Genomic DNA, 12,684 nt, shown 5'->3' with positions numbered 1-12,684 from the left:
GAAGCCGCCCCGGAGTCGAGCGCGGGTTCCTCGCCGGGTCAGCTCAGCGACCATTGCTGGTTGGATTGGCCGTTGCAGGACCACAGCTCCACTGGGGTGCCGTTGGCGCTGGCGGCGCCGGTGACGTCCAGGCACAGGCCGGACGGGGCGCTGGTGATGGTGCCGTTGGCGTTCAGCGTCCACTGCTGGTTGCTCTGGCCGTTGCAGGTCCAGGTGATGACCTTGGTGCCGGGGCCGGTGTCCCGCCCGGAAGCGTCCAGACACAGCCGGCTGCCGCCGGAGTACACGGAGAGCTCCTGGGAAGCGGTCCTCGACCAGGTCTGGTTCGCCGCACCGGCGCAGTCCCGGATCTGTGTCTGCGTGCCCGGCGTCGTGGACGAGCCCGGCACCTCCAGACACCTGCCCGCACCCACCGCGTGCAGCTCACCCGTCATGGCACCGCCGCCGACCACCCCGTAGCCGGCGGCGGTGATGGCGGCCTGCACGGCGTTCTCGGTGGCGTCGGAGGGATAGCCCGCCGTCATCGCGCCTTCGAAGAACTCGCCCACGCCATTGGGACTGTTGTCGCCCCCGGTGCCGAGCAGGACCGAACTGTCCACCTTCATCGGTGAGTAGCCGTTCGGCAGGGGACCGGAGAAGGTGGTGGTCAGGCCACCGCTGCTGGCGTTGCCGTATTTGAGAGTGAAGTTGCTGGTGCCGTTGTTCTTCAGCCACGCGCTGACGAACGCATAGTGCACGCCCTGGTTGTTCGGGTCGTTGTTGGAGCCGGTGTTGGTGTGGAACATGCCGTTCTCCAGGTCGGCCTCGACCCAGGGGCCGCTGCCGGTGCATCCGCCGAACCAGCACGCGTTGCCCCAGTAGATGGCGTTCATGGTGGCGTTGCCGGTGTCGGTGTGGGAGTTCTCACCGCTGCCGTAGTCGAAGCAGCACCACTGGTTCGTGTAGTTCGACGACGTCACCATGTAGATGCCTTCGGGCTGGGATCCGGTGGCCACGCCGCTCGCGTGGTCGATCCGGTAGCCGACACCGGGGGTGACCTTGACACCGTAGACCTGATGGCCGGCCGCGGTCACCGGCAGGGCCATGGCGTCGGCCCCCACGTCGGATCCATTCGGGCCGGGACCCTTCCAGTAGCCGCCCCAGGAGATCGGCAGGTCGTTGTGTCGGGTGGTCTGGTCGTAGATCTTCGTGATCGTGCACGACGTGCCCGCGCAGAACGACACCTGGGACGCGGAGTCGGCGTACCCGCCCGCGCCGAGCACTCCGATGTCGCGGTAGCTGTGGTCGGAGGACCGCTGGATCTCGTACAGCGGCCCGTTGTACGACGCGAAGAGTGCCCTCGTCGTAGAGTGCGCCGTCACACACGGCGTGCCGCCCGCGGCATAGATGTCGCACGGAAGCGACGCGTCGGCCCCGGACGTGTTCGTCGGCGGGGTCGCCGGGTGCACGGCGGCGGGCGTACCGGTCGGCGGGGATGCGGCGAACGCCGGTGTGCCCAACGCGGCCAGGGCCATCGCAAGAGCGGTCAGGAGCGCGGCCGGGAATCGCCTTCGTCTGCGATCGGTTGATGATCCGGGCAAGGAGACCTCCTCTGTGGCGGTGCCACCGCACGGCGGCACCTGAGCTGCCGGTGACCGAGGCGAGGGGGAGTCATGCCAGCGTCCACCGCTGGCTGCTGCTGCCGTTGCAGGTCCACAGCTGGGCGAGGGTTCCGTCGGCGGTGGCCGCTCCGGTGACATCCAGGCACAGGCCGGACTGGACGCCGGTGACGGTGCCGTTGGAGTTCAGCGTCCACTGCTGGTTGGTCTGGCCGTTGCACGGCCAGATCTCCACCTTCGTCCCGGGGGTGGTCTGGTTGTTGTAGGCGTCCAGACACATCTGGGCGCTGCCGGAGTAGACGGTGAGCTGGTCGGAGGTGGAGTGCGTCCATGTCTGGTTGGCCCCGCCGTTGCAGCTCCAGATCTCCACCTGGGTGCCGGCGGTCGTGGTGGAGTTCGGTACGTCCAGGCATTTGCCCGCACCCACCGCGTGCAGCTCACCGGTCACGCTGGTACCGCCGCCGCTGGTGGTGCCGCCCGCGACCCGGTACATCACCGTGCCGTGGGGCGGCACCGAGGCGCTGATCGTGCCGGAGGTGGTCGAGGACGCGCCCGACCACAGGTCGGTCAGGGTATAGGCGGACGCCCCGGTCTTCCCGATCGCGGCCGCGGTGGTGGTGATGGTGGCCGTCGAGCCCGTCTCGTTGAACAGGGCCACCGACACGTCCCCGTTCGCCAGCGGCTTGGCCAGCACGTCCAGGCCGCCCGAGGACGACACCATGGTGCCCTGTTTGCCGAGGGGGTCCTGGTCGACCGCGATCACCCGGGAGTTGGTCAGGGTGGACAAGGTGTCGGAACTGGCCGAGGCAATGTTGGTGCCCGTGATCAGCGGAGCGGCCATCTCCGCCCACAGGCTGAACTCGCTGCGGTTCTCGGTGGCCGTCATCGAGCCGTTGCCGATCTCCAGCATGTCCGGGTCGTTCCAGTGGCCGGGTCCGGCGTAGGAGGCCAGTCCCACGTTGCTGTGGAAGATCGACAGCATGCTGGAGTAGCTGGGGCTGATGTCCCCGGTGGTGCGCCAGCTGTTGCCCACGCCCGCGCCCCAGGTCCACACGTTCTCCTGGCCCCAGTTGCACAGGCTGAACAGGATCGGCCGGCCGGTGGCGGCCAGGGCGTCCCGCATCGAGGTGTACCGGGTTTGTGCCGGCACCCCGGTATTGTTGCAGTTGTCGTACTTCAGATAGTCCACACCCCACGACGCGAACGACTGAGCGTCCGTGGTCTCGTGCCCCAGGCTGCCCGGATACCCCGCACAGGTCGCGGTGCCCGAGTCCTCGTAGATTCCCAGCTTCAGCCCCAGCGCGTGCACGTAGTCCGCGGTGCCCTTGATGCCGTCGGGGAACTTGGCCGGATCCGGTACCAGGCGGCCACCGGAATCGCGGTTGTGGGTCATCCAGCAGTCGTCGATGTTGACGTACGAGTAGCCCGCCGCCTGCATGCCGTTGGTGTGCATCGCCTGAGCGGTGGACTTGATCAGCGACTCGGAGACATTGCAGCCGTACGCGTTCCAGTCGTTGAAGCCCATCTGCGGCGTCAGCGCCAGCCCGTTGCCGAGCGCGGCGGCGGGCTGCGCCGTGCTCAGGGAAAGGAGCTGGGCGGCCACGGTGAGCAGCACGGCCGAGAAGAGGAGCGCCAGGGTTCTGCGCAGGGACAGCAGCGTGGTCAGCGGTCGAAGACCCCTGGCTCTCGCAATGGTCGTTGACACAAGTCATCGCCTCCCGGGTCGAGTTGGGGAGCTGAGTGGAGTTCAGCGATATCCGGCGGCGGTGATATTGGCCTGCACCGCGTTGTCGGTCGCGTCGGAGGGGTAGCCGGCGACGATCGCCCCTTCGTAGAAGGTGCCTGCGCTCAGGTTGGCGCCGCCGCCGGCCTTGCAGCAGTCACCGCCGCTGCCCAGGACGATGGCTCCCTGTTTCTTCATGGGGCTGTATCCGCCCGGAAGCCCGCCGTCCCACAGGGTGGTCAGGCCGCCTGACTGCGCGTTGGCGCCCTTGAGGGCGAACCTCGACGTCCCGTTGTTCTTCAGCATCGCGGTGACGAACTTGCTGGGAAAAGCTCGCTGGTTGGTGTTCCAGGACTGGCTGCCGCCGGAGTAGAGGCCCCACTCGAGATCGGCCTGCACCCAGGGGCCGCTGCCGACGCAGCCGCCGAACCAGCACTCGGTACCGAAGTTGATCGCGTCCATCGCCCCGGCGGCGTCGGCCTTCCTGGTCGTCTCGCTGTTGCCGTAGTCGAAGCAGCAGCCACTGTTGACGTGGGTGCCACTGGTGACCATGTACGCCCCTTCGGGTGCGGCGCCGGCCGGCACGCCCGTCAGGTGACCGTCTCGCCAGTAGCTGTTCCCGGGATTGATGTACAGCGAGTACGCCTTGGTCCCCCCTGCGGTCAGTGACTCGGAGGTCGCCTTCGCGGGGCTGCTCTGGCTCGATCCCGGGACCTGGGCCGAGCCCTGGTACCACAGGTCGTTGCCGTGTCCGGACTGGTCGCGGACGACCGTGATCACACACGAGGTACCCGTGCAGAACGAGTCCTGCGCCGCCGCGTCGGCGAAGCCGCCGGGCGCCAGCACGCCGATGTCCCTGGTCGCGTTGTCCGAGGAACGCCTGACCTGGTAGAGGGAGCCGTGGTACGAACCGTAGAGCGCCCGCACCGTGCTGTGCGCGGCCACGCACGGCGTACCGCCCGCGGAGTAGATGTCGCACGGGCCCAATGCGCTGGGCGGAGCTGCCGGGGTGCTCCACTTCTGGTTGCTCCGACCGTTGCAGGTCCACAGGATGACCACGGTGCCGTTGGCCGTGCCCGCCCCGTTGACGTCCAGGCAGAATCCGGACGCCACGCCGGTGACGGACCCGTCGGAGTTCTGTCGCCACACCTGGGTCGGCCGTCCGTCGCACGACCGGATGGCCACCGGGGATCCGGGAGCCGTCCGGTTGTCGTAGGCGTCCATGCACCGGGTGCCGCCCATCGTCCTCAGCTCACCCGCCGACGTGAACTCGAACGCCTGACTGGCCTGGCCGTTGCAGTCCCAGATCTCCAACGCGGTTTCCGGCGTGTCGACGTTGCCCTTGACGTCCAGGCACCGCCCCGACGCCGAACTCACCAGGGGAGCCACAGGTGCCGACGCCGACCATGTCGGCGCGGTCGCCAGCAAGAGGGTCAGCAGTGCCATCACGCATACGGCAGCGGTTGCCGATAGGCGTGGTCCTTGAACGGGGCTCCGGGGCGAAACGGATGAAGGCTGCATTCTGTTCCTCGAATATGTGGGGAAGGGGGCAGAGAGTGCCGTGCCTGTCCGAGGGCATCCAGCCGGGGCGGTCAGTCGACCGCTCCCGTCAGCGGGCCCGGATGTACTCATAGAGAACACCCAGACATCCCATGTTCCATAGTGATCCCACACACCTGACACGGAGTCAATTCATGTGTTGCACCGAATCGGAACTCGATCCATCCCATGTTTGCCCTGGTCGGCTCGCCGTGACGGCATGCCGGAACCCGCGTCCGGTCGACGGCCACCGTGCCGGACGCTGGAGTGGGTTCGGGGTACCCGGAAACGGACCGCGGGCAGGAGCGCGCGCTTGGCGCCGGTCACCTCACCCGAAGTTCCAGTGCTGGTTGGCGCCGCCGCTGGAGTCCCAGATCTGGACGGGGGCCCCGTTGGCAGTCTGCCCGCCGGGAATCTCCAGCGCCCGGCCGGAAGCGACGTTGATCAGGGTGTACGAACCGTCGCCGTTCCGGCTCGCCCGCCAGTGCTGGTTCGCACCGCCGTTGGCATCCCAGAGCTCCATCCGCGTGCCGTTGCCGGTCTGGCCACCCGGCTCGTCCAGAACCCGCCCACTGCCGACATTCGTCAGCGTGTACGAACCATCATCGTTCTGATTCGCCCGCCACTGCTGGTTCGCGGCAGCACCGTTTGCGTCCCAGTCCTGCAACGGCGTGCCGTTCGCCGTCTGCCCGCTCGGCACGTCCAGCACTCGCCCCGCGGCGACATCGCTCAGCGAATACACCTGGCCCGAGACGATGCCCCCCGAGTTCCCCGTACCACCGCCCAGCGTGGACAGGACCGCGTCGTAGGCCGGCTTCTTGCTGCCGTTGCCGCTGAACAGCAGCGGGTTCTCACCCGACCGCCACGAGTCGCTGTCCCTGATCCCCCACACGGTGATGCCGGTGCAGCGGGGGACGTTCATGCAAGCCTGCACCGTATTGGCGTAGGCGGTCGGCGATGCCTGGGCGATGTCGAGTTCGGTGATCTGGACGTCGACGCCGAGGGCCGCGAAGTTGGCCAGGGTGGTCTGGAAGCTCGACGGCGGGCCGCCGGTGCCGAAGTGACTCTGGAAGCCGACGCAGTCGATGGGCACGCCGCGGGACTTGAAGTCGCGCACCATGGTGTAGACGCCCTGGGTCTTGGCGTCCGACCAGTTCTCGATGTTGTAGTCGTTGTAGCAGAGCTTGGCCGAAGGGTCGACGGCCCGGGCAGTGCGGAACGCCTCCTCGATGAAGCCGTTGCCGAGCACGTCCTGGAACACCGAGCTGCGGTGCTGGGTGGAGCCGTCGGCGAAGGCTTCGTTGACCACGTCCCAGGCGTAGATCTTTCCCTTGTAGTGGTTCATCACCGTGGTGATGTGGTTGTTCATCACGGTGCGCAGCGTGTTCGCGTCCCTGATGCCACTGACCCAGGCCGGCAACTGCGAGTGCCACACCAGGGTATGGCCACGCATCCGCTGACCGTGCGCAGTGGCGTGGCCGACGATCTGGTCGCCCGGGCCGAAGTTGAAGTTGCCGCGGGACGGCTCGGTGGTGTCCCACTTCATCTCGTTCTCCGGGGTGATCATGTTGAACTCCCGGTCGAGAATCGTGGAATACGTCGAATCGCCGAGCCTCCCGGCGGCCACGGCCGTGCCGAAATAGCGGCCGCTGTCGGCCGCGGCAGCGCCCAGCGTGCTGGAAGCCGCATGGGCGGCGGGTGCCGCCGTGCCCGCCAGGGCCAGTACCGTGCCGGCTGTCAAACCGGTGACGGAGGCGAGGGCCTTGCGAAGACGGGTCCGCTCATTGAGCCAGGACATAAAGGATCATTCTCCTTCTGTGTGAGGGGGATGACACCGGCCGCGAGACGGTGCTGCGAGTGGAGTCGGGCCATGGGCTCACGGGACCGGCAGAGCGGTCCACTGCTGGTTGGCCCCGCCGTTGCAGTCCCACAGGCCCAGTTGCGTCCCGTCGGTGGCGGACGAGCCGGGGTCGTCGAGGCAACGACCGGAGACGGGGTTGCGGTAGCCGCCGTTGTACGCCTGCCATTGCTGGTTGGCACCGCCGTTGCAGTCCCAGATCTCGATCTTGGTGCCGTTGGCGGTACCGCGTCCGGTGGCGTCGAGGCACTTCCCGAGCGCCCGCAGGGTGCCGTCGGAGCGCGCGGACCACTGCTGAGCCTCGGCGCCGTTGCAGGACCGGATGTCCGCGGCGGTCCCGTCGGCGCTGTTGCCGCCGTTGACGTCCAGGCACTTCCCCGCGATTCCGGAGCGCACCTGACCGCCCACGGAGACCGGCGGCTTGATCCAGTCTGCCGCGTCCGCGGCCTGGACCCCGGCGTTGAAGGCGTCCGCCATCTTCCGGTAGCCGTTGTCGTTGGGGTGCAGGGAGTCGGCCAGGTCCGCGGTGGTCAGGCCGCTCATGTCCACCAGGCGTACGTGCTTGCCGGCGGCCTGCTCGGCCGTGACGATTTCGGGGAGCTTGGCGTTGAAAGCGGGCCGGTTGGCCTCCTCGGTGCCGCTGGTGGAGACGATCACGGTGCCGACGAGGACGGCGACGGCGGGGACGTCGCCGGTGATCCGGTCGATGAGCGCGCGGAGCCGGTCGGGGGCGGTCGGGACCTGGTAGTTGCCGTTCAGGTCATTGGTACCGATCTCCAGGGTGACCACGTTCGGCCGGTAACGGGCCAGCACGGAGTCCGCGATGCCGGTTATCTGGTCGATCCGCCAGCCGGAGTGGCCTTCGTTGTCCGGGTCGGACATGGTGCCGTTGCGACCCGAGCCGACGAAGTCCAGGGCGTGTCCCTCGGCCGCCAGCTGGTTCCACAGGGAGCCCCGGTAGCTGTTCCCGGACGGGCTGCCGACGCCCCAGGTGATCGAGTCGCCCAATGGCATCAGTCGAACGTCGGCGGGCGTGGCGGCGGACCGTGCGGCGGAGGGCGGCGGCTCGGTGCCGGTGGCCGCCGCCGCGGGCAGGGCGGTGCCGACGCCGAGCGCGGCCGTCAGTGCGGCGGCCAGGGGTGTCGCGTACTTCTTCATCAGCGTTCCTCACTGGTGCGGGACAGTGGGTTGGGGGGGGTGAACGAGCACGCGACCTGGTCAGCGGGGGGTGAAGTCCTGGTTGTTGCCGACCGTGTTCTTGCAGGGCCACTGGTCGAGCTGCTGGCCGAGGTTGCTGTCGCCGCCGTAGAGGTCAAGGCACAGGCCGCCGTTCTCGTTCTGGAAGGAGTACGAGCCGTCGGACTGCCGTACCGGCAGCCACAGACTGCCGGCCGTTCCGTCCGGGGCCTGCTGCACGATGTCGGGCGTACCCGCGGCCGTGGAGCCGCCCGACACCGCCACGACGTGTCCGGAGTTCTGCGCCGCCAGTTGCCCATAGCCGCCCGAGACCGGCCTGAACTCGAACTGCTGGTTGCTCTGCCCGTTGCAGGTCCACCGGTCGATCGCGGCGCCCACGGCGCCGGAGTTGCCGTGCACGTCCAGGCACAGACTGTCGCTGCCGATCACCAGCTGGTGGTAGCCGGTGGGGAAGCCCTCACCGCCGCCCGACGCCCGGACGCCTGCCTGCTGGATCACCTGCTGCGCGCCCTGCGGCCAGTTGCTGCCGCTGACCAGGACGTTGCCGGAGAAGGTGCTGTCGTCGGTGTGGTTGTTCGCGCCGGCGTTGGTGAGCGCCCAGTTACCGGCGTCCTGCACCACGTTCAGGTACCGGGAGCCCTCGTCGAGGTACAGCGCGGTGGTGTGGTTGTTGCCGTACATGTAGTTGTCGGAGATCACCGAGCCGGGGCTCGCAGACAGGCTGTAGATACTCCCGCCGTCGAACATCGCCTTCTTGGTGTCGAAGACGAGGTTGTGGGAGACGGTGTTGTTCTTCAGCGTCGTGGGGGTGCTGTAGACGGGCTGGTAGTTGTACGTGCCCCGGTTGACGTAGTCCTGGCTGCCGCCGGGGTCGTTGATCCCCCAGCCCCAGCCGATGTCGAGCCCGTCGTAGGGAAGGTGGTCGCACTGGTTGTGGGTGATCGTCACGTTCGTGACGTAGGTGGACAGGATGCCCGCGGTCTCCCTGTAGTCGGTGCCCACCTCGCTGACCCGGTTGTCGCTGATCACGATGTTCTGGTCGGTCATCTGCGGGTTGCCGGGGTGATGCGCGTCCGGCTGGATTCCGCCGACCTGGATGCCGCTGCCGGCGATGTCGGTGAACGTGTTGCCGGTGATGGTGACGCCGCCCGCGCCGAGTCCGGTGCCGGAGGCCGTGGCGACACCGTCGTTGCCCATACCCAGTCCGGCCTGCCCGAGTTCGGAGAACGTATTGCCGGAGAACGTGATGCCGGTGGCGGCGGAGACCTGGACGGCCGCGGGCATCTGCGCCCAGTGGTTACGGGCGGCCTCGAACTGCGGGCACCCCGACTTACACGTGCTCAGCCAGTTGGCCGGCATCGCGCAGGCACCGGTGATGTGGGCGCCGCTCTGCTGGTCCGCGTATCCGTCGGATCCGCTCGGGCCGAGCCAGGAAGTCCCGGTGAACCGGATGCCGGTGAATGCCAGGCCGGTCGCTGGTGAGCCGTAGCTGCCGCTGATGCCGAGCAGGCTCTGCAGCCTGGGCAGTTCGATGTCGAGGCTGTTCGGGTTCTGCCCAGGCTGGGCCCGGTAGTACAGGTCGCCGGTGGACGAGTCGAGGTACCACTGTCCGGCCTGCTTCAGGAACGCGTAGTTGTTCTCCAGATACATGGTCCCGCCGGCGAACGGCGCGTTGATGGTGTCGTATCCCCAGGAGTTGTTGTTCCACGCGGGCTGCTGCATGGTGATGGTTGTGCCGCTGATCGACTGGACCGGCGCGTAGCGGTCGGTGAAGGAGTTGAGGCTCTCGACTTCCATGTGGGTCTGGTGCGAAAGGCCGGCCAGGTAGTCGAAGGAGGAGTCGGTGACGGTCAGGCCGGTCCGCGTGAAGGTGAAGCCGGAGCGGGGCACCTGGATCGCCGCCCGCGGTGCCTCCTCGCCGTTCACGTACAACTGACGCGTGTTCACACCAGTGCCGACGTGAACCGACCCGATCTTGCCCCTCTGATCATGCACCTGCCAACCCGACATCTGCTGGGCGCCGCTCACGACCGGCTGCTGCCCGGACACAGCCTGGTAGGTGATGGTGTGGCCGTTCTGGCCGCTGTCACCGGAGCCGAATGTCAGCGGCTTGGACAGTCGGTAGGTGCCACCGGCCAGGTAGACCACGACGTCCGAATCGACCGAGAGCCGGTGCGCGGGCTGCTGCGCCTGGTCGATCGTGGCGAACGGCTGCTCAGCGGTGCCGTTCCCGCCGGGAGCCACACCCGGCGCCACGTACAGGGCGGCGGCCGCCGCCTGGCGCTCGGCGGGTACGGCGTACACGGTCCCGGCCGTGGCCAGGCTCTGGACCAGCAAGGCGAACAGAGCCAAGGGGGCGGTCCAGAGGCCGCGGAGCACTCTGGTTCTGGACATCGTCATCCTCCAGTGGTGGCGCACCTGGGCCGGTGGTGCAGGAGCGATGTGGCGTTGTTCGCCGTCGAGACCGCCCGCGCAACGCGGCCACTCCAGGGTCCGGCGAGGGGTTCGGGCGATTCGGCCGGACGGTCGGAGAAGGCCATGTGGAGCTGCCCGCCGGGCGTGGGGCACGGGGCTGCCCGCATCCGGTGGCGGTGGCCCGCGGCCGGGGGTGAGCCGACCACGGGCTGGAGCCGTTCGGGTCAGTTGAGACTCCATTGTTGGTTGGATTGGCCGTTGCACGGCCAGAGTTCGGCCAGGGCGCCGTTGGCCGTGGAGGCGCCGGTGACGTCGAGGCAGAGTCCGGACTGGGTGCCGGTGACGGTGCCGTTGGAGTTCATCTGCCACTGCTGGTTGGCACCGCCGTTGCACGGCCACGTCACCACCTTGGTGCCGGCGGACGTCTGGTTGTTGTAAGCGTCCAGGCACATCGGGCTGCTGCCGCTGTAGACGGTCAGCTGGCCCGAGGACGTGCGGGTCCAGGTCTGGTTGGCAGCACCACTGCAGTCCCAGATCTGCAGCTGTGTACCGGCCGTGGTGGACGAGTTCGGCACGTCCAGGCACTTGCCCGCGCCCACCGCGTGCAGCGCACCGGTGCTCGCCCCGCCGGAGGAGTTGCTGTATCCCGCCGCGGTGATGTTGGCCTGGACCGCGTTCTCGGTCGCGTCCGACGGGTAGCCGGAGGTCATCACGCCCTCGTAGAAGGTACCTTGGGCGCCCTTGCTGTTGTCGCCGCCGGTGCCCAGGATGATGGCACCCTGCTTCCGCATCGGGTTGTAACCGGCGACGTTGGGACGCGGTCCGTCGTAGAAGGTGGACAGGCCGCCGGACTGCGCGTTGCCCCCACGGATCGCCCAGTGGTTCGGGCCGCCCTTGATGATGGCGGTCGTGTACCGGTAGTTGATGGTCGGGTCGCCCGCGTTGTCATGCTGGTTGACCCCGGAGAACAGGCCGTTCTCCAGATCGGCCATGATCCAGGGGCCGTTGCCCGAACCATAGCCCCAGACCCTGATGTTGCCGAAGTAGATGGCCTCCATGGTGCCGTTGCCGTCGTCGTTGCTGTTCGTCTCGGCGTTGCCGTAGTCGAAGCAGCAGCCGCCGTTGTAGTGCGTGCCGTCGAAGATCGCGTACATGCCCTCGGGACCGTCCCCGGTGGCGATGCCGTTGGTGTGGTTGTTCCGGTAACCGGTGCCGGGCGCCACGAAGACGCCATAGGCCTTATGGCCGCCCACCGTGGTGGGCGCGGCGGTCGCGTTCGCAAGGTTGTCGGGCCCGCCCGCGGCGCCGCCCGCGGGCGCCTGGGTGAGGTTGTTGCCGCGGCCGGACTGGTCGTAGACGATCGTGATCAGGCACGTCGTCCCCGAGCAGAACGAGTCCTGGGCGGCGGCGTCGGCGTACCCGCCCGCGCTCAGGACGCCGATGTCCCGGGTGGTGTTGTCCGAGCCACGCCGGACCTGGTAAAGCGGCCCGTCGTACGAGGCGTACAGCGCTCGCGTCGTGCTGTGCGCCGCCACACAGGGCGTACCGCCCGCCGCATAGATGTCGCACGGCCCGGAGGTGGCGGCCCGAGCCGTGCCGGCCGCGGCCGTGGCGCCGATCAGAGTTCCGGCGACGAGCGTGGCCGCGGCCCCCGCCCGGGCGACCATGGTCCGCCGAGGGCGTCGAGAGCGGGGCGAGTTTGCCGACGGAGGGACGTGTGCCTGATCCGGCACTCTTTCCCGCCTGCCGCGGCGTCGTACGGCCGCGAGTAACAGCCGGACGCCACCGCGGCCGGACAGCAGCTGGTGTCTTGCACGTGCGGTGCCCATCTGATCTCCCCACCGTGCCGACGCAACCCGGTCGGGTTTGGTGTTGGTGGCGTCGGCGAATCCGGAAGCGCTTGAATGTGCTGTCTTTGCAGCGAGATTGCAGAGAGGTTTCGGGGGGAGACGGTGCTCCCGGTTTCGCGGCGCTGTCAAGGGTGTTGGAGCCTCTGTCACAAACCTTGTCGCGGAATCGATTCGACGGCTTGATTGCAGCGGGTCGCGGCCGGCCGACGCGTCCGCGCGCGCCCCGCATCAGGCTGGCAGGTGGTGGCGTGTCCGCGGGCCGAGCGGACCGGTAGGGCGCGCGGGCATGCCCGCCGCCCGGTCCCGGACCACCCGGATGACCTGCCATGGCGCCGGTGAACAGGAACGCAGCGACCAAGCCCGGATGCCGGGCGACCGGCTCCGACTGCATCGGCCGACGGCGGAGCGCCGCCCCGCCGTCGGCACCTGGCTTCGCCTCGCGGCACTCCATTGACCCCGCACCCCTCCGGTCGTAACCTCCTTCGTCGAAGCGCTTGCGTGGAA

6 protein-coding genes and 1 pseudogene are annotated in these 12,684 nt (G+C 68.4%); all 7 read right to left on the bottom strand.

Annotated features, from left to right (window positions below; all coding sequences use genetic code 11):
• Window positions 1-38 precede the first annotated feature (38 nt).
• Complete coding sequence (locus tag GQF42_RS43770; RefSeq protein WP_233273706.1) at window positions 39-1,580, bottom strand: arabinofuranosidase catalytic domain-containing protein; 1,542 nt, start codon at window positions 1,578-1,580, stop codon at window positions 39-41.
• Window positions 1,581-1,650: 70 nt separating this feature from the next.
• Window positions 1,651-3,264 (bottom strand): glycoside hydrolase family 27 protein, encoded by a 1,614-nt coding sequence (locus tag GQF42_RS43765; protein WP_199273160.1) that lies wholly within the window; start codon window positions 3,262-3,264, stop codon window positions 1,651-1,653.
• An 81-nt stretch (window positions 3,265-3,345) separates the two neighbouring features.
• Window positions 3,346-4,767 carry an arabinofuranosidase catalytic domain-containing protein gene (locus GQF42_RS43760; RefSeq protein WP_158929351.1) on the bottom strand — a complete coding sequence of 474 codons (1,422 nt, stop codon included), beginning with the start codon at window positions 4,765-4,767 and terminating at the stop codon, window positions 3,346-3,348.
• A gap of 427 nt (window positions 4,768-5,194) precedes the next feature.
• Window positions 5,195-6,658 (bottom strand): annotated as a pseudogene (locus tag GQF42_RS43755) (endo-1,4-beta-xylanase); the annotation flags it as partial.
• 78 nt (window positions 6,659-6,736) lie between these two features.
• Window positions 6,737-7,876 (bottom strand): SGNH/GDSL hydrolase family protein, encoded by a 1,140-nt coding sequence (locus GQF42_RS43750; protein WP_158929347.1) that lies wholly within the window; start codon window positions 7,874-7,876, stop codon window positions 6,737-6,739.
• A gap of 60 nt (window positions 7,877-7,936) precedes the next feature.
• Window positions 7,937-10,309 (bottom strand): RICIN domain-containing protein, encoded by a 2,373-nt coding sequence (locus tag GQF42_RS43745; RefSeq protein WP_158929345.1) that lies wholly within the window; start codon window positions 10,307-10,309, stop codon window positions 7,937-7,939.
• Between the two features lie 245 nt (window positions 10,310-10,554).
• Window positions 10,555-11,997 carry an arabinofuranosidase catalytic domain-containing protein gene (locus GQF42_RS43740; RefSeq protein WP_158929343.1) on the bottom strand — a complete coding sequence of 481 codons (1,443 nt, stop codon included), beginning with the start codon at window positions 11,995-11,997 and terminating at the stop codon, window positions 10,555-10,557.
• Window positions 11,998-12,684: the final 687 nt, after the last annotated feature.

This window comes from Streptomyces broussonetiae, from assembly GCF_009796285.1.
In the GTDB taxonomy this organism is placed as follows: domain Bacteria; phylum Actinomycetota; class Actinomycetes; order Streptomycetales; family Streptomycetaceae; genus Streptomyces; species Streptomyces broussonetiae.
The sequence above is the reverse complement of the archived record's forward strand: the minus strand, read 5'-3'. Positions and strand labels throughout refer to the sequence as shown.